A 22,662-nucleotide genomic window follows, 5' to 3' on the forward strand; every position below is an offset into this window, starting at 1 on the left:
CCTCTGGTGCCCGGATGCCGCCCACCGGCGGCATCGATCCCGACGTGACCCCCGATCCCAACGGAGTCCCTCCTACATGACCACCACTTCCAACGCCCCGCAGGTCGCCATCAACGACATCGGCTCTGCCGAGGACCTGCTCGCCGCCATCGACGCGACCATCAAGTACTTCAACGATGGCGACCTCGTCGAGGGCACCGTCGTCAAGGTGGACCGCGACGAGGTCCTGCTCGACATCGGCTACAAGACCGAGGGCGTCATCCCGTCCCGCGAGCTGTCCATCAAGCACGACGTGGACCCGGACGAGGTCGTGGCCGTGGGCGACACCGTCGAGGCCCTGGTCCTCACCAAGGAGGACAAGGAGGGTCGCCTGATCCTCTCGAAGAAGCGCGCCCAGTACGAGCGCGCCTGGGGCGACATCGAGAAGATCAAGGAGGAGGACGGCGTCGTCGAGGGCACCGTCATCGAGGTGGTCAAGGGCGGCCTCATCCTCGACATCGGCCTGCGCGGCTTCCTCCCGGCCTCCCTCGTGGAGATGCGCCGCGTGCGCGACCTGGCCCCCTACATCGGCCAGAAGCTCGAGGCGAAGATCATCGAGCTGGACAAGAACCGCAACAACGTGGTCCTGTCCCGCCGCGCCTGGCTCGAGCAGACCCAGTCCGAGGTCCGCTCCAACTTCCTCCACAAGCTGGAGAAGGGCCAGGTCCGCAACGGCACCGTGTCCTCCATCGTCAACTTCGGCGCCTTCGTGGACCTGGGCGGCGTGGACGGCCTCGTGCACGTCTCCGAGCTGTCCTGGAAGCACATCGACCACCCGTCCGAGGTCGTCGAGGTGGGCCAGGAGGTCACCGTCGAGGTCCTCGAGGTGGACATGGACCGCGAGCGTGTCTCCCTGTCGCTGAAGGCGACCCAGGAGGACCCGTGGCAGCTCTTCGCCCGCACCCACGCCCTCGGCCAGGTCGTGCCGGGCAAGGTCACCAAGCTCGTGCCGTTCGGTGCGTTCGTCCGCGTGGAGGACGGCATCGAGGGCCTCGTGCACATCTCGGAGCTGGCCTCGCGCCACATCGACACCGCCGAGCAGGTCGTGTCGGTCAACGACGAGCTGTTCGTCAAGGTCATCGACATCGACCTCGAGCGTCGCCGCATCTCCCTGTCCCTCAAGCAGGCCAACGAGGGCGTGGACCCCGAGGGCACCGAGTTCGACCCGGCGCTCTACGGCATGGCCGCGGAGTACGACGAGGAGGGCAACTACAAGTACCCCGAGGGCTTCGACGTCGAGACCAACGAGTGGATGGAGGGCTTCGAGACCGAGCGCGCCGCCTGGGAGCAGCAGTACGCCGACGCTCAGGCCCGCTGGGAGGCCCACAAGGAGCAGGTGCGCCGCTCCCTCCAGGAGGAGGCCACCGCCGGCGCCGACGCCGGTGCGGGCCTGGGCGGCTCGTCCTACTCCTCCGAGGCCCCGTCCTCGGACGGAGGCACCCTGGCCTCCGACGAGGCCCTCGCCGCCCTGCGCGAGAAGCTCACCGGCAACTGATCGCCGCGGTGCGTGACCGTCCCTGACGGCCCGCGCCGAGCACCCGACGCCCCGTCCCTCCCTCCGGAGGGGCGGGGCGTCGTCGCGTCCCGGGGGGCTGGCCGTGGGGGAGCGGACGGGACCCGACGGCCGCGCTCAGCGGCGCTCGGAGACCGTCACGGTGAACGTGCGGTCGCGCGCCGTCTGCCGGGTCGGCCCGACGAGGTCCTCCAGCACCGGCCGGTACCGCAGGTGCGAGTTCCAGACGCACCACAGCCGGCCGCCCGGCTCCAGCACCCGCGCCGCGGCCGCCACCAGCCGGTGGGCCACGGAGGGGTCCACGGCGTTGCCGTCGTGGAACGGGGGATTCAGGAGCACGCACTCCTCCGTCCCGTCCGGCCACGTGGTCAGGGCGTCGTCGCGCACGGCCCGGACGCGGTCCGCCACGCGGTTCGCGCGGGCCGTGGCGAGCGTCGAGGCGACCGCCACGGCGGACTGGTCGGTGGCCAGCACGGTGACGTGCGGCCACAGCCGCGCCGCCCCGACCGAGAGCAGCCCGTTGCCGCACCCCAGGTCCACGAGGCGCCCCGGCGGGCGCGGGTCGTCGGCGAGCGAGGTGAGCAGCAGACGGGAGCCCGGGTCGGCGGCGGCTCCGCCGAAGGTGCCGGCGTGGGCCACCAGGTGCAGGCGCCCCACGCCGGGGACGTCGCGGTCGGCCTCCTCCGGCGGCCGGGGGGTCACGCCGGGACGCGGGCCCCGGGCCGTGAGCACGCGCGCCTTGCGGCGTCCCCGTCCGGCGACGACGTCCTCGAACGCCGCGCCGAGCACCGCGTTCATGCGCGGACTCATGTGCTTGTCGCGGCCGCCGGCCAGCAGGACCACGCCGGGGTCGGCCACGGCTGCGACGATCCGGGACAGCCGGTCGAGCTCGTCGAGCGAGCGGGGCAGCGGCAGCAGGACCGTCCGGGCGCCCCGGGCCGCCTCCTCAGGCGTGGCCGTTCGCTCGAGCTCGCCCGTCTCCCCGCCGAGGCGACCGGCGGCGCGCCACGCGGCGAGGTTCGCGTCCAGCGAGCGCTCGGCGGAGGCGTCGTCCTGGTGGATCCGCACGTCGTGGCCGGCCGTGAGCAGGGGCAGGGTCAGCGCGCCGTGCCGGTCCTCCAGGACGGCCACCGGGCCGGGGACGTGCCCGCTCGCGATCCACCCGGCCAGGGTGTCGAGCAGGAGCAGGTCCGCCGCGTCGTGGGCCTGGCGGTCGGGCTCGGTCGGCAGCGGCCACCGATCCAGCGCCGCGAAGTCCACGCCCGCGGTGAGGTCGTCCGGCAGCCCGCCACGGGCGACATCGGGGGTGACCCCCCGGGGCAGCGGTTCACTCATGGTCCACCCAGTCCTCTCCGATCCGTTCCGCACGCCCCGCGCCGGCCGTGACGTCCGCGAGCCGCGCCGCGAACGCCGCGCGGGCCTCCTCGGTGTCCGGCACGCCGACCGTCAGGCGGACCGCCGCGGCGCCGTAGCTCGCTTCCAGCACCGACACGCCCGCCGCGCGCAGCTCGTTCTCCCACCGGCCGGCGTCGGTGTGGGGCGCCTCCACCGCGAGCAGGGCCAGCCGGGAGCGGGTGCGCAGCGGGGCGGCGTCGAGTGCCCCGGACACCGAGTCCGAGTAGGCGCGCACCAGGCCCCCGGCGCCCAGCTTGATCCCCCCGAACCAGCGCACGACGACGGCGCACACGTCCGTCAGGTCGGTCCGGCCCGGCGCGGTCTCGCGCTGGAGGACGGCCTCGAGCATGGGGACGCCGGCCGTGCCGGCGGGCTCGCCGTCGTCGCTGGAGCGCATCCGGTCCCGGGCGGGGCCGAGGACGAACGCGCTGCACACGTGCCGCGCGTCGTGGTGCCGGCGCCGCAGGACGGCGACCATCTCGCGCGCCTGCGCCTCGTCCTCGACGCGCCCGAGGTAGGTGAGGAAGCGGCTGCGGCGGATCTCCACCTCCCGTTCCAGCCAGCCGTCGGGGTCGCGGGCGGACGCCGGCAGGACCGTGCAGCGCGCGGTCGGGGCGGGGGCGGGATCGGGCATGACCCCACCCTAGGGGCTGGCCGAGGACGGGCACGCCGTCGAGCCCCGACGTGAGCTTCGGTACAGTGGAAGACCGTGCCACCCGGCACCGGCCCACCGGTGAGCGAGCACGCGTGCCGCCGCGGGCCTCCCATGACCCTGTCCCGGGAGACTCATGACTTCCCCGCTCACTCGCCTGCACGACACGTTGGGGCTCCGCACGAGTCCGGCGATCTTCTTCGGCTCGGCCGCCGCGGTCGTGCTCTTCACCGCCGCGATGGGCCTGTTCCCTGGCCCGGTCCAGGCGGCCTTCGGCGTGGTCTCGAGCTGGCTGCGCTACGACGTCGGCTGGATCTACACCCTCAGCCTGACCCTGCTGGTGGCGTTCCTGTTCATCCTCGCCGTGACCCGGTACGGCCGGGTCAAGCTCGGCGACGACGACGCGGTGCCGGAGTACTCCGGCCTGACCTGGTTCGGCATGATGTTCGCCGCCGGCGTCGGCGCGGTGCTGATGTTCTGGGGCATCGCGGAGCCGATGAACCACTACGCCAACCCGCCCATGGCGGGGACGGAGCCGTTCTCCGACCGCGCGGCCTCGGAGGCCATGGCGATCGCGAACTTCCACTTCGGCATCCACATGTGGGCGATCCTGCTCGTCCCGGGCCTGTGCTTCGGCTACTTCACGTACAAGCGCAAGCTGCCCCCGCGCGTGTCCTCCGCCTTCCAGCCCCTCCTCGGCGATCGCATCCACGGCCCCATCGGCAAGACGATCGACATCATCGCCGTGGTCTCCACCGTGTTCGGCCTCGGCGTGTCCGTGGGCCTGGGCGCCCTGCAGATCAACGCGGGCATGAACTACGTGCTGGGCACCCCCGTGGCCGGCTGGGTCCAGGCGCTCATCCTGGCCGTCGTCACCGCCGTGGGCACGGCCTCCGTGCTGGTCGGCATGGACAAGGGCGTCAAGCGGCTGTCCTACGCCAACATCCTGCTGGCGATCGCCCTGCTCGTGTACGTCCTGATGTGGGCCGTCTCCAGCATGGACGTCATCCGCGGCACCGTGCAGGCGATCGGCGAGTACGCCTCCATGCTGCCCGTGCTCTCCACCTACAACGACACGTACAACTCGGGCCAGTGGTCCGGTGACTGGACCGTTTTCTACTGGGCCTGGACCGTGACGTGGGCGCCCTTCGTGGGGATGTTCTTCGCCCGCATCTCACGCGGCCGCACCATCCGCTCCTTCATCATGGCCGGCCTCGGCCTGCCCACGGCGTTCGTCATCATCTGGATGGGCATCTACGGCTACTCCGCGTTCCAGTCGGACCGCGCCACCGCGCCGGCGCCGGGCCAGGGCGGTGACCTCACGCAGACGATCGTCACCGACGGCAACGTCCAGGCCGCCCTGTTCCAGCACCTGCAGGGCACGCCGCTCTACACGGTGGCCGCGGTCGTGGCGCTCGTGGTCATCACGCTGTTCTTCATCACCTCGATCGACTCGGGCGCGCTCGTGATGGACGCGATGGCCAATGGCCACGAGGATGCCGCGCCCCGCCGCCAGTCCGTGTTCTGGGCCGTGTCCATCGGCGCGGTCTGCGCGGCCATCATCCTCACCGCGGGCGAGAACGGCCTGGCGGCGCTGCAGGAGGTCATCATCGTGATCGGCCTGCCCATCCTGCTCATCACCGTCACGCAGGCCGCACTGCTGCTGCAGGCCCTGCGCGAGGACGCGGGTGCCGCGCGGCCCATGCGGACCCGCCAGTGGAAGCAGGTGCTGCCGGTCGAGGAGTACCGCCGCCGCGCCACCGAGGACGGCGTGGACGTCTCGGACTTCGTGATCCGCCCCGAGTTCGAGGTCGGCACCGAGCCGGAGAACGACACGCACACCCCGAAGACGTGGCACCAGCAGCGCATCGACGCGGCCAAGGCCCTCGTCACCGTCGGCCTGACCGGCGGCATCGCCGCGGGCCGCACCGAGGTCGGCGCGGAGCTCGAGCGGCTGGGCGCCGTCGTCGTGGAGTTCGACGACCTGATGGGGGAGATCCTCGTGCCCGGCAACCCCGTGCTCGAGGAGCTCCGCTCGGTCTTCGGCGAGGACATCGTCCGCGCGGACGGCACCCTGGACGCGCGCACCCTCAACCGGCTCACCACCGAGAGCTCGACCGCCCGGACGCGCATGTACGAGATCGTCTCCCCGGCGGTGCGCGACGAGGCGAACCGCCGGGCCCGCGAGATCGGCGAGGACTCCGTGCTGGTGGTCGACCTGGCCCTGCTGGCCGAGACCGGCTCCGGACAGGACTTCGACCAGGTGCTGGCCGTCTCCGCTCCCGCCGAGGTGCGCGTCGCCCGGCTCATGGAGTCCCACGACATGACCCGCGAGCGGGCCTGGGCCTTCATCGACGAGGAGGCGGCGGACGAGGAGCGGGCCGAGATCGCGGACACCGTGATCGAGAACGACGGCTCGCTCGAGGACCTGCAGGAGGCCGTCCGGGCATACTGGGAGGCCAAGATCCAGCCTCAGCTCGAGGCCGCCCGAGGAGAGCGCGTATGACCGAGACCGACCCGGTGGCCGAACGGCCGCGCGTCCATGTGGGCCTGACCGGCGGGATCGCCGCCGGCAAGTCCGCGGTGGCCCGTGTCCTGCAGGAGCGTGGCGCGCTCCTGGTGGACTCGGACGCCCTCGCCCGGCTGGTCCTCGAGAAGGGCACCGACGGGCTGGCCGCCGTCCAGGACGAGTTCGGGGACCGCGTCATCACCGCGGACGGTGAGCTCGACCGCGTCGAGATGGCCCGCATCGTCTTCGGGGACGAGGGCGCCCGACAGCGCCTGAACCGCATCGTGCACCCCCGGATCCGGGCTGCGGCCCGGCGCATCGTCGCCGAGGCCGGGCCGGACGCCGTCGTGGTCCAGGACGTGCCGCTGCTGGTGGAGACCGGGCAGGCGGACGCGTTCGACCTCGTGATCGTGGTGGAGGCCCCGCTCGAGGAGCGCCTGCGCCGGATGGTGGAGGACCGCGGCATGAGCCGCGCGGACGCCGAGGCGCGGATCGCGGCCCAGGCCACGGACGAGCAGCGGCGCGCCGTCGCGGACGTGGTCATCGTCAACGACGCCGACCTCGAGCGGCTCGCGTCCGTGGCGAACCAGGTGTGGGACCGGTTCCTCGCCCCCGGCGCGGCTGAGCCCTCGGCGGACTGACCGCCGGGGTGTCCGGGGCGCGACGTAGGGTTCTGCCATGAGCCTGGCCCAGAAGATCAACCGCGTCGTCGCCCCGTTCGAGGTCATCTCCCCCTACCAGCCCTCCGGTGACCAGCCGAAGGCCATCGCCGAGCTCGCCGAGCGCGTGGAGGCGGGGGAGAAGGACGTCGTCCTGATGGGCGCCACCGGCACGGGCAAGTCGGCGACGACGGCGTGGCTCGTCGAGCGCCTCCAGCGGCCCACGCTGGTGATGGTGCAGAACAAGACGCTCGCGGCGCAGCTGGCCAACGAGTTCCGGGAGCTGCTGCCCAACAACGCGGTCGAGTACTTCGTCTCCTACTACGACTACTACCAGCCCGAGGCGTACGTCCCGCAGACGGACACCTTCATCGAGAAGGACTCCTCCATCAACGAGGAGGTCGAGCGGCTGCGCCACTCGGCCACGAACGCGCTGCTGACCCGGCGGGACGTGATCGTGGTGGCCACCGTCTCCTGCATCTACGGCCTCGGCACGCCCGAGGAGTACATCGAGCAGATGGTCACCCTGCGCCGCGGTGCGGAGATGGACCGGGACGTGCTCCTGCGGCGGTTCGTGCAGATGCAGTACGTGCGCAACGACGTCGACTTCCACCGCGGCACCTTCCGGGTGCGGGGGGACACCGTGGAGATCATCCCCATGTACGAGGAGCTCGCGGTGCGCATCGAGTTCTTCGGGGACGAGATCGAGTCCATCCAGACCCTGCACCCGCTCACCGGCCAGGTGGTGCGCGAGGAGGAGGAGATGTACATCTTCCCGGCCTCGCACTACGTGGCCGGCGACGAGCGCATGGGCCGGGCGATCACCACCATCGAGGACGAGCTGCGGGAGCGGCTGCAGGAGCTGGAGTCCCAGGACAGGCTCCTCGAGGCGCAGCGGCTGCGCATGCGCACCACGTACGACCTCGAGATGATGCAGCAGATGGGCTACTGCAACGGCATCGAGAACTACTCGCGCCACATCGACGGCCGTCCCGCCGGCTCCGCCCCGCACTGCCTGCTGGACTACTTCCCGGACGACTTCCTGCTCGTGGTGGACGAGTCCCACGTGACCATCCCGCAGATCGGCGCGATGTACGAGGGGGACATGTCCCGCAAGCGCACCCTCGTGGAGCACGGCTTCCGCCTGCCCTCGGCCATGGACAACCGCCCGCTGAAGTGGGATGAGTTCCTCGAACGGATCGGGCAGACCGTGTACCTCTCCGCGACGCCGGGCGCCTACGAGCTCGGCCAGGCGGACGGCTACGTCGAGCAGATCATCCGGCCCACCGGGCTGGTGGACCCGCAGGTGGTGGTCAAGCCGACCGAGGGCCAGATCGACGACCTGCTCGAGCAGATCCGGGTGCGCACGGCCAAGGACGAGCGCGTCCTGGTGACCACGCTGACCAAGCGCATGGCCGAGGACCTCACGGACTACCTGCTCGAGGCGGGGGTGAAGGTCGAGTACCTCCACTCGGATGTGGACACGCTGCGCCGCGTGGAGCTGCTGCGGGAGCTGCGCAAGGGCACCTTCGACGTGCTGGTGGGCATCAACCTGCTGCGCGAGGGCCTGGACCTGCCCGAGGTCTCGCTCGTGGCGATCCTGGACGCGGACAAGGAGGGCTTCCTGCGCTCCACCACCTCCCTCATCCAGACCATCGGCCGCGCCGCCCGCAACGTCTCCGGCGAGGTCCACATGTACGCCGACAACGTCACGGACTCCATGCGGCGGGCGATCGACGAGACCGAGCGGCGCCGGGCCGTGCAGATCGCGTACAACGAGGAGCACGGGATCGACCCCCAGCCGCTGCGCAAGCGCATCGCGGACATCACGGACCAGCTGGCCCGGGAGGACGTGGACACCGCCGACTTCCTCAAGGGCATGGGGGGCGTGAAGTCCGGGTTCGACTTCGGCATGGGCCACCGCGGCCTCAGCTCACTGGACCGGGCCCCGGCCACGGGGGAGGGTGCCGAGGCCCCGGCGGTGGACCCGGCGTCGCTGCCCGCCAAGGACCTGGCCGATCTGATCGAGCAGATGTCGCAGCAGATGCACCAGGCGGCGGCGGACCTGCAGTTCGAGCTCGCGGCCCGCCTGCGCGATGAGGTCGGCGAGCTCAAGAAGGAGCTGCGGCAGATGAAGCGGGAGCAGTGACCGCCCGGCGCGTTCCGCGCCCCGGGGTGTTATGAAAACACTGATGAATATCTTCATATCAGTGATAGTGTGACGCCATGAGCGCAGCACCCCCGGTCGCGGCCGTGATCGCGGACATCGTCGGCTCCCGCGCCCTCCCGGACCGGGACCGCGCGCAGGAGCAGATCCTGGCCGCCTTCGCGGCCGCGGAACAGGACGTCCCGCCGCTGCGTCCCGCCTGGGCCAGCGTCGGCGACGAGTTCCAGGCGCTGCACCGCACCTGGCCGGACGCGCTCCGGCTGACCGTCCGCGTCACGCTCGCCCTGCCCCCGGGCCTGGACCTGCGCTTCGGGATCGGCCTGGGGCAGCGGCGGGCCCTGGACGCCGGCGGAGACGGCATCGAGGACGGACCGGCCTGGTATCGGGCCCGCGAGGCCGTCGAGCGCGCGCATGAGCGGGCTGTCGGAGCCGCGACCGCCTTCCGCGCCGCGGACCCGTCCCTCACCGCCGCCGTGGACGGGCTCGTCCTGCTGCGCGACCATGTCCTCGGCCGGCTCAAGGCCCGCGAACGCCGAATCGCCGCCGCCCTGCTGGGCGGGGCGACCCAGGCGGAGGCGGCACGGGCGGAGCGGATCACGCAGTCCGCGGTGTCACAGGCCGTCGCGCGGTCCGGGATCGACCGGCTGCTCGAGCTGGACGCCGAGCTCGCCGCCGCGGCGACGGAGGTCGCGCCGTGACCGCCCTCGCCCTGCTCGCGCTGGGGCTGCACGACCTGCTCGACGCCGTCCTGCCCGACGCCTGGCCCACCCCCCGGCGGCGGTGGCTGGCCCGGGCCGGCGCGGCGGTGGCCGCCGTCCTCGCCGCGGTGCTGGTGGCCGTCCTGGCGCCGACCGGCATCTCCGTCGCGGTGGGCGGCGGCCTGGTGGCCCTCGGCCTGCTGATGGGCTGGACGTGGCTGCACCCGGACCGGCCGCTCGGGGTGGTCGCGGTGGCGGCCGCGGTCGGCCTGGTGGCCGTGCTCGAGTCGACCCTGGCGCCCGCGGGTCTGCGCTCCGCGCCCCCGGCACTCACGCTGCTGGCGGTGACGGTGGCGCTGACCGAGACCGGCAACCGGGTCACCCGCGCGGTCCTCGCCCTGGCGGGCCGGTCCGCCGACGGGGGCGACGAGGAGGCGGAGGACCCCGCGGCGGAGCCCACGACCGTGCCGTCCGCCGCGCCCACGGACCCCGCGGCCGACGGCCTGCGCGGCGGTCGCTACATCGGGCCCATGGAGCGACTGCTCATGGTCGTCCTGGGGCTCGCGCAGGCCTATCCGGTGATCGCGGCCCTGATGGCGGCCAAGGGCATCGTGCGCTTCCCGGAGATCTCGGCGGACCGCGGAGCCGGCTCGCGCGCGGAGGAGTTCCTCATCGGCTCCCTCGCCAGCTGGGGCCTGGCCGCCGCCGGCGCCGTCGTCGTCTGGCTCGCCCTCGGCTTGACCGCCCCCGGCGCAGCCTGAGACCGGGCCCACCCGCATCCGCGCGCGGGACCGCACCCGTCTAGATGTTGTGGGTCATGAGGTTCTTGACACGAGGCACGGGCTGAGATGAGACGAGCGGGCTCCGCCCCGCAGGATGGGAATTGCGACATCCACTCATCCGCGGAAGGAAGCCCGCTCGTGACTCACGCTAACGCACCTCTGACCCCCACCGGCCGGCTGCGCATGGTCCACCGCCACCTGAACGACGGGATCCCGCAGTCCCACGTGGCCGCGGAGTTCCGCGTCAGTCGGCCCACGGTGGCCACCTGGGTCGCCCGCTACCGTGCCGAAGGCGAGGCAGGACTGCAAGACCGCTCGAGCCGGCCCCATCGCTCACCTGCCCGGCTCGACCCCGCGATCGTGGCCGAGCTGGAGGCCCTGCGCCGGGCCGAGAAGTGGTCCGCCCGGCGCATCCATCACCATCTGGTCGGCGAGGGCCACCAGGTGTGTCTTCGCACCGTGGGGCGATGGCTGCACCGGGCCGGGATCTCCCGCCTACGGGACCTGACCCCAGCCGGAGAAGACCTCCGCCGGCAGCCGGCCCGGAGGATCACCGCGAGGGGGCCAGGGCACATGGTGCACCTGGACGTGAAGAAGATCGGACGCATCCCTGAAGGGGGAGGCTGGCGCGCCCACGGAAGAGACAGTGAGGCAGGGCGTGCTTCCAAGCGGGGGTCTGGCCAGCGGGTCGGCTACACCTACCTGCACTCGGCGATCGACGGGTTCACCCGCCTGGCGTACACGGAGGCGCTGGAGGATGAGCGGGCGGTGACCACGATCGGGTTCTACTGCCGGGCCCGCGCGTTCTTCGCCGCTCACGGCATCACCGTGGACCGGGTGGTCACGGACAACGGGAACAACTACCGGGCCGTGGACTTCACCCGGAAGGTGGTCTCTCTCGGGGGCCGGCATCACCGGATCCGCCCCTACACCCCGCGCCACAACGGGAAGGTCGAGCGGTACAACCGGCTGATGGTCGACGAGGTCCTCTACGCCCGCCCGTACTCCTCAGAGCGGGCTCGGCGTGAGGCCCTGCAGGTGTGGGTGAACCACTACAACTACCATCGGCCTCATACCTCCTGCGGAGAGGCTCCTCCGGCCTCGTTGGCCCCGGTGCGTGTCAACAACGTCATGCCCTCCTACATCTAGACTGGCGCGGCCCCCACGAGCCCTCCATGAAGGAGGCCGGCCTGTGGATCGGGTTCTACGTGGCGCTGGCGCTGGTCTTCGCGGGGCTGCTCTTCGCCCTGGGCGATGCGCAGCACGGCACCGAGTTCCTCGCCGGCTGGGTCACCGAGTACAGCCTCAGCGTGGACAACCTGTTCGTGTTCCTCATCATCATGGCCAAGTTCCAGGTGCCCCGCCGCTACCAGCAGGAGGTGCTGATGGTGGGCATCATCATCGCGCTGATCGCCCGCGCGGTGTTCATCGCGGTCGGCGCCGTCGCCATCGAGCACCTGACGTGGGAGTTCTACATCTTCGGCGCCTTCCTGCTCTGGACCGCCTGGCAGCAGCTCAAGGGCGACGGCGGGGACGAGGAGTCCGAGCCGGGCGTCGTGGCCCGCCTGACCCGCCGCCTCAACGTGGCGCCGGACTACGACGGCAACCGACTGCGCACCACCGTGGACGGCCGGCGCATGTTCACCCCCATGGTGGTCGTGTTCATCACGATCGGCCTGACGGACGTGATGTTCGCGGTGGACTCCATCCCGGCGATCTTCGGCCTCACCCAGAACTGGTTCATCGTCCTGACCGCCAATATCTTCGCCCTCATGGGCCTGCGCCAGCGGGCCCGACGACGCCCCGCTCCGCCCGCCGCGGGTCGGGGCGTCGTCGTGCGACCGGGTAGACTGACCGGCGACGTAGGGGAGTATCCCGAACACTGTGGACGTCAGCACGCCGCGGCCGCCGAGAGCGCGCCGCCGGCCGGACACAGGGGCCCGGGCCGCGGCCGCGGCGGGCGGAGAGACTTGCGGCACCGTCCTGACCCCTGACGCCGAGAGGTGACCCGTGGAAATCAACGGCCTGACCTGGGGCCTGACGATCGCGCTGATCGTCGGGCTCCTCGCGTTCGACTACTTCGCCCATGTCCGCAAGGCGCACACGCCGTCGATCCGGGAGGCCGCGATCTGGTCCGGCGTCTACGTCGGCCTCGCGCTCGTCTTCGGCCTCGTGTTCTTCGCCTTCGGCGACACCCAGCACGCGGTCGAGTACTACACCGGCTACCTGCTGGAGAAGGCGCTCAGCGTCGACAACCTGTTCGTCTTCCTGGTCATCATGGCCAGCTTTCGGGTGCCGCGCGAGTACCAGCAGAAGGTGCTGCTGTTCGGCATCACGTTCGCGCTGATCTCGCGCACCCTGTTCATCCTGCTGGGCGCCGCCGTCATCGCCGCGTGGTCGGACGTGTTCTACCTCTTCGGCCTGTTCCTGCTGATCATCGCCGGCGGCCAGCTCAAGGGCGAGATGTCCGGCGACGCCGAGGGCGCCCAGGACGAGGCGGACAACGTGATGGTCCGCCTCGTCAAGCGGTTCCTGCCCGCCTCCGAGCAGTTCGACGGCGACCGCCTCTTCACGACGGTGGACGGCAAGCGCCTCATGACGCCGATGCTCCTCGTGATGATCGCGATCGGCGCCACGGACATCCTCTTCGCCTTCGACTCCATCCCCGCGATCTTCGGCGTGACCCAGGAGGCGTACATCGTCTTCACCGCCACGGCGTTCTCGCTCATGGGCCTGCGCCAGCTGTACTTCCTGATCGACGGCCTGCTCGACCGCCTCGTCTACCTGGCCTACGGGCTCTCCGCGCTGCTGGCGTTCATCGGCGTGAAGCTGATCCTGCACGCCCTGCACGAGAACAACCTGCCGTTCATCAACGGCGGCGAGAACGTGCCCGTCGTCGAGATCCCCACGACGCTGTCCCTCGTGGTCGTCGTCGTGATCCTGGCGATCACCGTGGCGATCTCCCTGGCCTCGCCGAAGGGCCAGGCCCTGCGGGCGCTGCAGAACGCCGAGAAGTACTCGTACCGGTACTCGAAGCTGCCCGAGGACGCCGACCCGGCCGAGCGCGAGCGCGCCGCCGCCCTGATGGATCGCTGGACGGCCCGGGCCGAGGCCGTGGACCAGCGCTGGCGCGACCAGCTGCTCGAGCACAAGGACGCGTGGTCGGCCATCATCCGCACGGCCCACGAGACCCGGCTCGCCGATCCCCGTGACGACGACGCGCGCGGGGTCTCCGAGCAGATCGTGCGGCAGGACGGGCCCACCGTCTGAGCCGATCACGGCGCCGGGGAGCCCTCCGCCGGCGCCCGGGCCCCCGGGCCGGTCAGTCGACCGGGTCGGGGGCCGTCGTCGTCCCGGCGCCGTCCGGCGCGGTCATCGCCAGGAGCCGCTCGAGGATCGCCGGTCCGTCGTCGGCGATGCCGTCGTGGTGGAAGGCGTCGGTCTCCCACACCTGCAGGCCGCGGACGCGCCGCGCCGTCTCGAGCGAGAGGTCCCGGTCCACGTACACGTCGTCGGCGTAGACCGCGGCGGCCACGGGGACGGTGTTCTGCGCCAGGGCAGCCACGTCGTAGAGCGGGCCCCACTGCGTGCGCTCGGCGAGCAGCCGCGCCGTGCCGGCCAGGGGCCGCAGCCGGGGGTCGACCTCGACGGACCAGGGCATGACGTGTTCGCCCGTGGGCAGCGGGACCGTGGTCGCCTCCGGGTCGAAGTCCGGGTGCTCGGCGAGCATCCGGGACGCCGACCAGCCGGTGTCCGCCCGGCCGCCGGCCAGGTCCGCCGGCTGCGCGTAGATCGCCTCGTGCAGCACGGTGTAGAGCGGGTTGACGAGGCGGTCGTCCTGGTCGGCGACGGCGGCCAGGAACGTCTCGGACAGGCGCGGCGCGGGTCCGGTGCGGTCCACGGCCTCGGCGAGGACCCAGTGCAGGCGGTCCACGCTGGTGTTGCCGCCCAGCAGCATGCCCAGACCCTGGGCCCGTCCCACGGTGAGCGGCCCGCCGCCGGGCAGGGGGATCGGGGCGCCCGCGGCCTCGGCGGCGCGGATCAGCCCCACGGCCTCCGACCACGCGTCGCGGTCGGCCGGGTGCCGGTCGAAGAACTCCTCGGTGCGGGCGCGCATCCGGGCGTAGGTGGCCCGGTAGACCCGGTCGGCGTGGCCGGTGAGCGGGGCGAGGCCGCCGGTCACCAGGCTGCGCTGCAGGCCCTCCGGGTGGAAGGAGAGATAGCTCAGCGTGCAGAACCCGCCGAAGCTCTGGCCCAGTGTGGTCCACGGCCCGGCGCCGAGGGCGAGGCGCAGCATCTCGGCGTCCCGCACGATCGAGGGCGCCCGCAGGTGCACCAGGTGCTCGGCGCGCGCCTCGTCCGTGGCGAAGGCGCCCGGGGCGGTCAGGGTCGCCACAGTGGCCGGGGTCGAACGCCCCGTGCCGCGCTGGTCCAGCAGCAGCACGCGGTGGCTCTCGGCCAGCGCGCCGAGCCAGCCGCTCAGGCGCGCCGGGCGGGGCCCGGCACTGCCGGGGCCACCCTGGAGGTACAGGGCCCAGGGGCGCTCGCCCTCGGGGTCGTCCTTCGCCCGGATCTCGCGGGCGAAGACGGTCAGCGTGCCGCGCCCGTGCGGCCCGACGCCGGTGCCCGCCGCGTCCTGCGCCTCGGCCTCGGCGAGGCCCAGCGCGTGGTCGATCGGCACCGAGAACCAGTGGTCCACCGTGACGGTGCCGTCGTAGAGCTCGGTGCGCTCGCCCACGCGGTGGCGGGCCGGCTCGAGGGGAGCGAAGCCGCGCGGGTCGCCCGCCACGGGCCGTCCTGCCGCCCGAGCGTCCCCGGCGCTCACAGGCCCCACCCGGACTCGGGCGCGCCCACGGAGACCACCCGGATCACGGGATGGCCCGCCTCGTCGGAGGCGTCCAGGTCGACCACGGCGTTGATCCCGTGGTCCAGGTCCCCGTCCGGGTCCTTCAGGACCTGCCGCACCGCCCACCAGCGCGGGCCGGCCAGCTCCAGCGGGGCGGCGACGTCGGGGGCCGCGGCCACGCGGAACAGCTCGGGGCCGCGCGCGGCGGGGCCGTCGTCGATGTCCTCGTGGTCGTCGAAGTAGGCGTCGAGGGCGTCGGCCCAGTCGTCGGCGGACAGCTCGCCGGACAGGCGCGCGAGCGCCTCGTCCCGCTCGTCGCCGAACAGGCGCACCCGCTGGAACATCGCGTTGCGGACCATCACCCGGAACACGGGCTCGTTGTCCGTCAGGCGAGGCGGGGCCGGCGGCTCGAGCGCCTCCATGTCCCGGCGCAGCTCGTCGATGTCCCCGGCCACCAGGTCCTCCCACTCCTCCAGGAGGGACGAGTCGGTCTGCTTCACCATCTCGTCGAGCCAGTCCAGCAGCACCTGGAGCTCCTCGGTGCGGGCCGCCTCGGGGACGGTGTGGCGCAGTGCCTTGACCGCGTCCGTGAGGTAGCGCAGCAGCACGCCCTCGGACCGGGCGATCCCGTAGAACCGCACGTAGTCGCCGAAGCCCATGGCCCGCTCGAACATGTCGCGCACCACGGACTTGGGGGTCAGCTCGAACTCCGCGAGCCACGGGGCGTCCTGCCGGTAGAGCTCGAACTGCTGCTCGAGGAGCTCGGCCAGCGGCCGCGGGTGGGTGATCTCGTCGAGGGCCCGCATGCGGTCGTTGTAGTCCATGCCCTCGGCCTTCATGGCGGCCACGGCCTCGCCCTTGGCGTGCTTGACCTGGGCGGAGAGCACCTGGCGCGGCGGGTCGAGGGTCGCCTCGATCACGGAGACGACGTCGAGCGCGTGGTCGGGATCGGCCGGGTCCAGCAGGTCGAGCGCGGCGAGGGCGAAGGGGGAGAGCGGCTGGTTGAGCGCGAAGTCCGGCTGCAGGTCCACCGTGAGGTCCACGGTGCGGCCCTCGGCGTCCGGCTCGGGCAGACGCTCGACGACGCCCGTGGCCAGCAGCTCCCGGAAGATCCCGAGCGCGCGGCGCATGAGCACCGCCTGGCGGGCCGGGGTCTCGTGGGTGCCGCGCAGCAGGCGCCGGACCGCGATGACCGGGTCGCCGGGCCGGTCGAGGATGTTCAGCAGCATGGAGTGCGTGATCCGCATGCGGGAGACCAGCGGCTCCGGCTCGGCGGAGACGAGGCGCTCGAACGTCGCCGGCCCCCACGAGACGAAGCCGGCCGGCGGGGTCTTGCGCTTGCCGGACTTCACGGACTGCTTCATGCGCTTGGCCCGCTCGGCCTCGTCCTTGACGTTCGCGAACTTCGCCGCGGCCTTGCGCTCGGCCGCCTTGTTCTCGATCACGTGCTCGGGGGCCTGGACCACCACGGTGCCGGAGGTGTCGAAGCCGGCCCGGCCCGCCCGGCCGGCGATCTGGTGGAACTCGCGGGCCTGGAGCAGGCGGGTCTTCTCGCCGTCGAACTTGGACAGCGCGGTGAGCAGCACGGTGCGGATCGGCACGTTGATCCCGACGCCGAGCGTGTCCGTGCCGCAGATGACCTTGAGCAGCCCGTCCTGGGCCAGCTTCTCCACGAGGCGGCGGTACTTGGGCAGCATGCCCGCGTGGTGCACGCCGATGCCCGCCCGGACGAGGCGGTTCAGGGTGTGCCCGAAGCCCGCGGAGAAGCGGAAGCCGGCGATCCGCGCGGCGATCGCCTCCTTCTCCTCCCTGGACGTCACCGAGATCGAGGACAGCCCCTGGGCCGTCTCCACGGCGTCCAGCTGCGAGAAGTGCACGATGTACACCGGTGCCTGGTGGGTGCCCACGAGCTCCTCGACCTTCTCCTGCAGCGGCACCTCGGACCACTCGAACGTCAGCGGGATGGGGCGCTGCGCGTGGGCGACGACGGCGACCTCGCGCCCGGTGCGCTCGGTCAGGTCCGCCTCGAGGCGGGTCGTGTCGCCGAGGGTGGCCGACATCAGCAGGAACCGGGCCTGCGGCAGCTCGAGGAGGGGCACCTGCCAGGCCCAGCCGCGGGAGGGGTCCGCGTAGTAGTGGAACTCGTCCATCACCACGGTGCCGATCTCCATGCCCGAGCCCTCGCGCAGCGCGCGGTTGGCGAGGATCTCGGCGGTGCAGCAGATGATCGGGGCGTCACCGTTGACGGTGGAGTCACCCGTGACCATGCCCACATTCTCCGCGCCGAACACGTCCACCAGCGCGAAGAACTTCTCCGAGACGAGCGCCTTGATCGGCGCCGTGTAGTAGGAGACGGCGTCGTGGGCGAGTGCGTCGGCGTGTGCAGCCAGCGCCACCAGGGACTTGCCGGAGCCGGTGGGCGTCGCCAGGATCACGTGCCGGCCCTGGACCAGCTCGAGGGCGGCCTCCTCCTGGGCGGGGTAGAGCGTGATGCCGCGGTCCTCGGTCCAGGCCGCGAAGGCCCCGAAGACGTCGTCGGCGTCCGGGGCCGGCGGGAGCGCGTCGATGCGGTCGGTCAGCGAGGGCGGGTTCGTGGCGGGAGAAGTCATCGCTCCCAGCGTATCGGCCGCTCCGCGCGATACGGTGCCGCCATGAGTCAGATCGCGCCTGAGAGCCCGCACCCGGACACCGACGCCGTCGTGGGGGACGTGACCGGCCGACAGGGCGGGGGGTTCACCTGGGATCCCGCGCAGTACGAGGGCTTCGCCGAACACCGCGCCCGCCCCTTCCACGACCTGGTGGGGCGCGTGCGCGCCGAGGCCCCGCGCGTCGTGGTGGACCTGGGCTGCGGCCCGGGGACCCTGACCCGGACGCTGGCCGAGCGCTGGCCGGACGCCGAGGTGATCGGTCTGGACGACTCGCCCGCCATGCTGGAGCGGGCCCGGGAGCAGGCGGCCCGCACGGGCGCCCCCGCCAACCTGCGCTTCGAGGCGGTCGACGCCTCGCAGTGGCGCCCGTCGGGGGCGACGGACGTCGTGGTGTCCAACGCGATGCTCCAGTGGATCCCGACGCACCGTCGCCTGATCCGGCGCTGGCTCGGGGACCTCACGCCGGGGGCGTGGTTCGCGGCGCAGATCCCGCGGCCCTACGAGCAGCCCTCCCACGCGGCGATCGTGGCGCTGGCGGAGGACCCGGCCTTCTCCGAGCCGCTGCACGGGGTGGCGACGACCCGCACCGTGGCGCCGCCCGAGGAGTACACGCGGCTATTCCTCGAGGCGGGGTGGTCCCCGGTCGTCTGGGAGACGGAGTACCAGCAGGTGCTGACGGGCGAGGACCCGGTGTTCCGGTGGACCTCCGGCGCGGCCCTGCGACCGAGCCTGCAGGCTCTGGCCCGCTGGGACGCCGAGGAGGGCGCCGCCGAGGGCGCCGGGCTGCTCGAGGCGTTCGTGGACCGGTACCGCGCCGCCATGCGCGAGGCGTACCCGCCGGTGCCCGGCGTCACGGCCGACGACGGCGGCCCGGTGACGATCTTCCCGGCCCGGCGCCTGTTCATGGTCGGGCAGAAGCCGGCCTGACGCCGGGCCCGGGAGTGCCCGGGCGGGCCGTCACCAGCCGCGCTCGGCCCACTCCGGCAGGTGGGGGCGCTCGGCGCCCAGGGTCGTGGAGGCGCCGTGGCCGGGGTGGACCACCACGTCGTCGTCGAACGCGTCGAAGATCCGATCGGTGACGTCCGTGAACAGCTGACGGAACCGGCCGTCGTCGCCCTCGGTGTTGCCCACCCCGCCCGGGAAGAGGGCGTCGCCGGTGAAGAGCACGGCCGGCTCGTCCGCCTCGGGGCGGCACACCAGCGCGATGGACCCGGGCGTGTGGCCGCGCAGGGCCACGACCTCGAGCCGGAGCCCGTCCGCCCCCACGGTGTCCCCGTGGCGCAGGCGCACGTCGGGGGCGACCCCCGTGGCCTCGGCGATCGCGTCGGCGTCGTCCTCGCCGGCCGCCGTGCGGGCCCCGGTCAGGGACGCCAGCGCCGGCAACGCGCGCACGTGGTCCCAGTGCCGGTGCGTGGTGACGATCATCTCGAGGCGCGGCTCGCACGGGGTGTCGTCCGCGGCCGAGGCGATGAGGTCGCGGATGGCCTCGGCGTCGTCGGCGGCGTCGATCAGCACCTGCGCCCCCGTGGTCTTGGAGGTGAGCAGGTACACGTTGTTGTCCATCTCCGACACGGAGCAGGTGCGCACCGTGACGGCGGGCAGATCGTGCAGGAGGCGGTTCCGGGCGGTCTCGGGCATGCGCAACAGTGTACGGACGGGGCGGCGAGGCGCCAGGGCGGGCCCAGCCCGCGGTGGGTTCGCCCATAGGCGAGACCCCGGTGTCGTGTCCGTGCCGCCCCTATGCTGGCCGCGTGCCCAAGAACTCCTCCACCACCGTCTCCTCCGCCGTCGAGACCCACGCCGGCGGCCTCGCCTCCGGCCCCGGCGGCGCGCGCTCGGGCGAGCGGGACCGCATCGTCGTCCAGGGCGCCCGCGAGCACAACCTGAAGGACGTGGACGTCAGCTTCCCGCGGGACGCCATGGTCGTGTTCACGGGTCTGTCCGGCTCGGGCAAGTCCTCCCTGGCCTTCGACACGATCTTCGCCGAGGGCCAGCGACGCTACGTCGAGTCGCTCTCCTCCTACGCCCGCATGTTCCTGGGCCGGGTGGACAAGCCGGACGTGGACTTCATCGAGGGCCTGTCCCCGGCCGTGTCCATCGACCAGAAGTCCACCAACCGCAACCCGCGCTCCACGGTGGGGACCATCACCGAGATCTACGACTACATGCGCCTGCTCTGGGCGCGCGTCGGGGTGCCGCACTGCCCGCAGTGCGGGGAGCCGGTGAGCCGGCAGACCCCGCAGCAGATCGTGGACCAGCTCGAGGAGCTGCCCGAGCGCACCCGCTTCCAGGTGCTCGCGCCCGTGGTCCGCGGCCGCAAGGGCGAGTTCGTGGACCTGTTCCAGGACCTGTCCACGCAGGGCTTCGCCCGCGCCGTCGTGGACGGGGAGACCGTCCAGCTCTCGGACCCGCCCGTGCTGAAGAAGCAGGTCAAGCACACCATCGCCGTCGTCGTGGACCGCCTCGCCATGAAGGAGGGCATCCGCCAGCGCCTCACCGACTCGGTGGAGACCGCCCTGAAGCTGGCGGACGGCCTCGTCGTCGCCGAGTTCGTGGACGTGGAGCCGGTCGCCGAGAAGGCCAGGAAGAACACCGCGGAGTTCGGCGGGCGGGACGCCGAGGGCAACCCCCGGTACCGCTCGTTCTCCGAGAAGCTCTCCTGCCCCAACGGGCACGAGCAGACCGTGGACGAGATCGAGCCGCGCTCGTTCTCCTTCAACAACCCGTTCGGCGCGTGCCCCGAGTGCACCGGCATCGGCTCCCGCCTGCAGGTGGACCCGGACCTCGTCGTCGCCAACGACGAGCTGTCCCTGCGTGAGGGCGCCGTGGTGCCGTGGTCGCTGGGCAAGTCCACCTCGGACTACTGGCTGCGCGTGCTCGGCGGGCTGGGCAAGGAGATGGGCTTCTCCCTGGACACCCCGTGGAAGGACCTGACGGAGGCGGAGCGCGACGCCGTCCTGAACGGCAAGGACTTCAAGGTGGAGGTGACGTTCCGCAACCGGTTCGGGCGCGAGCGCCGCTACACCACGGGCTTCGAGGGCGTCATCCCCTACGTGATGCGCAAGCACGGGGAGACCGAGTCGGACGGCGCCCGCGAGCGCTACGAGTCGTTCATGCGGGAGATCCCGTGCCCGGCGTGCCACGGGGCCCGCCTCAACCCCACGGTCCTGAACGTGCTCGTGGGCGGCCTGTCCATCGCGGACGCCACCCGCCTGCCCATGCGGGAGGCCATGGAGTTCTTCTCGGGGCTGCGGCTGACGGACCGCGAGCGGCAGATCGCGGACCAGGTGCTCAAGGAGATCCTGGCCCGGCTGGCGTTCCTGCTGGACGTCGGCCTGGAGTACCTCAACCTGGAGCGGCCGGCCGGCACCCTCTCTGGAGGCGAGGCCCAGCGCATCCGCCTGGCCACGCAGATCGGCTCCGGGCTGGTCGGCGTCCTCTACGTGCTCGACGAGCCGTCCATCGGCCTGCACCAGCGGGACAACCGCCGCCTCATCGAGACCCTCCTGCGCCTGCGGGACCTCGGCAACACCCTCATCGTCGTCGAGCACGACGAGGACACGATCGCCGAGGCGGACTGGATCGTGGACATCGGTCCTCGCGCGGGCGAGCACGGGGGCGAGGTCGTGCACTCGGGCTCCCTGGCGGATCTCAAGGCGAACACGCGGTCCGTCACCGGCGACTACCTCTCCGGGCGCCGCTCCATCGCGGTGCCGGAGCGGCGTCGCGTCCCGGAGAAGGGGCGCGTGCTGACGGTCCGCGGCGCCCAGGAGAACAACCTGAAGGACGTCTCGGTGGAGGTCCCGCTCGGGGTCCTCACCGCCGTGACGGGCGTGTCCGGCTCCGGCAAGTCCACGCTGATCAACGAGATCCTCTACAAGGTCCTGGCCAACCGGCTCAACGGCGCCAAGCTCGTGCCCGGCCGGCACCGGTCCGTGGAGGGGCTCGAGCACCTGGACAAGGTGGTCCACGTGGACCAGAGCCCCATCGGGCGCACGCCGCGCTCCAACCCCGCCACCTACACGGGCGTGTTCGACGCGATCCGCAAGCTCTTCGCGGAGACCCCCGAGGCGAAGGTCCGGGGCTACCAGCAGGGCCGGTTCTCCTTCAACATCAAGGGCGGGCGCTGCGAGGCGTGCGCGGGCGACGGCACGCTGAAGATCGAGATGAACTTCCTGCCGGACGTCTACGTGCCGTGCGAGGTGTGCCACGGGGCCCGGTACAACCGGGAGACGCTCGAGGTCACCTACAAGGGCAAGAACATCGCCGAGGTCCTCGACATGCCGATCGAGGAGGCCGCGGACTTCTTCAGCGCGTACACCCGCATCTCGCGGTACCTGGACACGCTCGTCGACGTCGGTCTGGGCTACGTCCGCCTGGGCCAGCCCGCCACCACGCTCTCGGGCGGCGAGGCCCAGCGCGTGAAGCTGGCGGCCGAGCTCCAGAAGCGCTCCAACGGCCGCACCATCTACGTGCTGGACGAGCCGACCACGGGGCTGCACTTCGACGACATCCGCAAGCTCCTGCACGTGCTCCAGTCCCTCGTGGACAAGGGCAACACGGTGCTCACCATCGAGCACAACCTCGACGTCATCAAGAGTGCCGACCACGTGATCGACCTCGGCCCCGAGGGCGGCTCCGGGGGCGGCACGATCGTGGCCGCGGGCACGCCGGAGGAGGTCGCACACGTCGCGGAGAGCCACACGGGCCGGTTCCTCGCGGAACTGCTCGCGTAGCATGGACCCCACCCACGC

General features: G+C 72.2%; 15 protein-coding genes and 1 pseudogene. 11 read left to right on the top strand and 5 right to left on the bottom strand.

Annotated features, from left to right (window positions below):
• The first annotated feature begins 76 nt into the window (after nucleotides 1-76).
• Nucleotides 77-1,534 (top strand): 30S ribosomal protein S1, encoded by a 1,458-nt coding sequence (gene rpsA / locus AC0VX0_RS05240; RefSeq protein ID WP_036315338.1) that lies wholly within the window; start codon nucleotides 77-79, stop codon nucleotides 1,532-1,534.
• 135 nt (nucleotides 1,535-1,669) lie between these two features.
• Here the strand turns inward: rpsA and AC0VX0_RS05245 are convergent, their stop codons facing one another.
• Together AC0VX0_RS05245 and AC0VX0_RS05250 are read right to left on the bottom strand one after the other, a co-directional pair.
• On the bottom strand, nucleotides 1,670-2,887 hold the full coding sequence (locus AC0VX0_RS05245; protein ID WP_228062711.1) for a class I SAM-dependent methyltransferase: 1,218 nt from the start codon (nucleotides 2,885-2,887) through the stop codon (nucleotides 1,670-1,672).
• Nucleotides 2,880-3,581: an IMPACT family protein gene (locus tag AC0VX0_RS05250; protein ID WP_041102704.1), complete on the bottom strand. Its 702-nt coding sequence runs from the start codon at nucleotides 3,579-3,581 to the stop codon at nucleotides 2,880-2,882. The genes AC0VX0_RS05245 and AC0VX0_RS05250 overlap by 8 nt, the downstream gene beginning before the upstream one ends.
• A gap of 154 nt (nucleotides 3,582-3,735) precedes the next feature.
• Here AC0VX0_RS05250 and coaE (AC0VX0_RS05255) point away from each other — a divergent pair, with 154 nt between their 5' ends.
• The 8 genes and pseudogenes from coaE (AC0VX0_RS05255) (at nucleotide 3,736) to AC0VX0_RS05290 (ending at nucleotide 13,684) form a co-directional block, all read left to right on the top strand.
• Complete coding sequence (gene coaE, locus AC0VX0_RS05255) at nucleotides 3,736-6,105, top strand: dephospho-CoA kinase (RefSeq protein ID WP_041102705.1); 2,370 nt, start codon at nucleotides 3,736-3,738, stop codon at nucleotides 6,103-6,105.
• Nucleotides 6,102-6,749 carry a dephospho-CoA kinase gene (gene coaE / locus AC0VX0_RS05260; protein WP_036315330.1) on the top strand — a complete coding sequence of 216 codons (648 nt, stop codon included), beginning with the start codon at nucleotides 6,102-6,104 and terminating at the stop codon, nucleotides 6,747-6,749. The genes coaE (AC0VX0_RS05255) and coaE (AC0VX0_RS05260) overlap by 4 nt, the downstream gene beginning before the upstream one ends.
• A gap of 37 nt (nucleotides 6,750-6,786) precedes the next feature.
• A complete protein-coding gene (gene uvrB / locus AC0VX0_RS05265) occupies nucleotides 6,787-8,916 on the top strand; it encodes an excinuclease ABC subunit UvrB (RefSeq protein ID WP_158183754.1) in 2,130 nt (709 codons plus the stop codon).
• 77 nt (nucleotides 8,917-8,993) lie between these two features.
• Entirely contained in the window at nucleotides 8,994-9,632 is a 639-nt protein-coding gene (locus tag AC0VX0_RS05270; RefSeq protein ID WP_036315325.1) for a SatD family protein, read from the top strand.
• Nucleotides 9,629-10,393: a hypothetical protein gene (locus AC0VX0_RS05275; protein ID WP_158183755.1), complete on the top strand. Its 765-nt coding sequence runs from the start codon at nucleotides 9,629-9,631 to the stop codon at nucleotides 10,391-10,393. The genes AC0VX0_RS05270 and AC0VX0_RS05275 overlap by 4 nt, the downstream gene beginning before the upstream one ends.
• A gap of 159 nt (nucleotides 10,394-10,552) precedes the next feature.
• Nucleotides 10,553-11,563, top strand: coding sequence for an IS481 family transposase (locus AC0VX0_RS05280; RefSeq protein ID WP_182496708.1), 1,011 nt, complete (start codon nucleotides 10,553-10,555; stop codon nucleotides 11,561-11,563).
• Nucleotides 11,564-11,568: 5 nt separating this feature from the next.
• Nucleotides 11,569-12,408 (top strand): annotated as a pseudogene (locus AC0VX0_RS05285) (TerC/Alx family metal homeostasis membrane protein); the annotation flags it as partial.
• Nucleotides 12,409-12,424: 16 nt separating this feature from the next.
• A complete protein-coding gene (locus AC0VX0_RS05290) occupies nucleotides 12,425-13,684 on the top strand; it encodes a TerC family protein (RefSeq protein WP_049147868.1) in 1,260 nt (419 codons plus the stop codon).
• A 52-nt stretch (nucleotides 13,685-13,736) separates the two neighbouring features.
• Here the strand turns inward: AC0VX0_RS05290 and AC0VX0_RS05295 are convergent, their stop codons facing one another.
• Together AC0VX0_RS05295 and AC0VX0_RS05300 are read right to left on the bottom strand one after the other, a co-directional pair.
• Nucleotides 13,737-15,203, bottom strand: a complete 1,467-nt coding sequence (locus AC0VX0_RS05295; protein WP_376174037.1) for an alpha/beta fold hydrolase — start codon at nucleotides 15,201-15,203, stop codon at nucleotides 13,737-13,739.
• A gap of 32 nt (nucleotides 15,204-15,235) precedes the next feature.
• Entirely contained in the window at nucleotides 15,236-17,869 is a 2,634-nt protein-coding gene (locus AC0VX0_RS05300; protein WP_376174039.1) for a DEAD/DEAH box helicase, read from the bottom strand.
• 42 nt (nucleotides 17,870-17,911) lie between these two features.
• Between AC0VX0_RS05300 and AC0VX0_RS05305 the strand changes: the two genes are divergently transcribed.
• Nucleotides 17,912-18,835 (top strand): methyltransferase domain-containing protein, encoded by a 924-nt coding sequence (locus tag AC0VX0_RS05305; RefSeq protein ID WP_144826483.1) that lies wholly within the window; start codon nucleotides 17,912-17,914, stop codon nucleotides 18,833-18,835.
• 30 nt (nucleotides 18,836-18,865) lie between these two features.
• Here the strand turns inward: AC0VX0_RS05305 and AC0VX0_RS05310 are convergent, their stop codons facing one another.
• On the bottom strand, nucleotides 18,866-19,546 hold the full coding sequence (locus AC0VX0_RS05310) for an MBL fold metallo-hydrolase (RefSeq protein ID WP_144826482.1): 681 nt from the start codon (nucleotides 19,544-19,546) through the stop codon (nucleotides 18,866-18,868).
• 113 nt (nucleotides 19,547-19,659) lie between these two features.
• On the opposite strand from AC0VX0_RS05310, the gene uvrA reads away from it, so the two are divergent.
• A complete protein-coding gene (uvrA, locus tag AC0VX0_RS05315) occupies nucleotides 19,660-22,644 on the top strand; it encodes an excinuclease ABC subunit UvrA (protein WP_144826480.1) in 2,985 nt (994 codons plus the stop codon).
• The last annotated feature ends 18 nt before the right edge of the window (nucleotides 22,645-22,662 follow it).

It is taken from the genome of Micrococcus sp. iso_26, from assembly GCF_056172975.1.

Bases quoted from the DNA above. Each gene is read 5' to 3' on its own strand.
- AC0VX0_RS05305 (WP_144826483.1), top strand. From the start codon at position 17,912: ATGAGTCAGATCGCGCCTGAGAGCCCGCACCCGGACACCGACGCCGTC.
- AC0VX0_RS05300 (WP_376174039.1), bottom strand. From the start codon at position 17,869: ATGACTTCTCCCGCCACGAACCCGCCCTCGCTGACCGACCGCATCGAC.
- AC0VX0_RS05270 (WP_036315325.1), top strand. From the start codon at position 8,994: ATGAGCGCAGCACCCCCGGTCGCGGCCGTGATCGCGGACATCGTCGGC.
- AC0VX0_RS05310 (WP_144826482.1), bottom strand. From the start codon at position 19,546: ATGCCCGAGACCGCCCGGAACCGCCTCCTGCACGATCTGCCCGCCGTC.
- AC0VX0_RS05250 (WP_041102704.1), bottom strand. From the start codon at position 3,581: ATGCCCGATCCCGCCCCCGCCCCGACCGCGCGCTGCACGGTCCTGCCG.
- coaE (WP_036315330.1), top strand. From the start codon at position 6,102: ATGACCGAGACCGACCCGGTGGCCGAACGGCCGCGCGTCCATGTGGGC.
- AC0VX0_RS05245 (WP_228062711.1), bottom strand. From the start codon at position 2,887: ATGAGTGAACCGCTGCCCCGGGGGGTCACCCCCGATGTCGCCCGTGGC.
- rpsA (WP_036315338.1), top strand. From the start codon at position 77: ATGACCACCACTTCCAACGCCCCGCAGGTCGCCATCAACGACATCGGC.
- coaE (WP_041102705.1), top strand. From the start codon at position 3,736: ATGACTTCCCCGCTCACTCGCCTGCACGACACGTTGGGGCTCCGCACG.
- uvrB (WP_158183754.1), top strand. From the start codon at position 6,787: ATGAGCCTGGCCCAGAAGATCAACCGCGTCGTCGCCCCGTTCGAGGTC.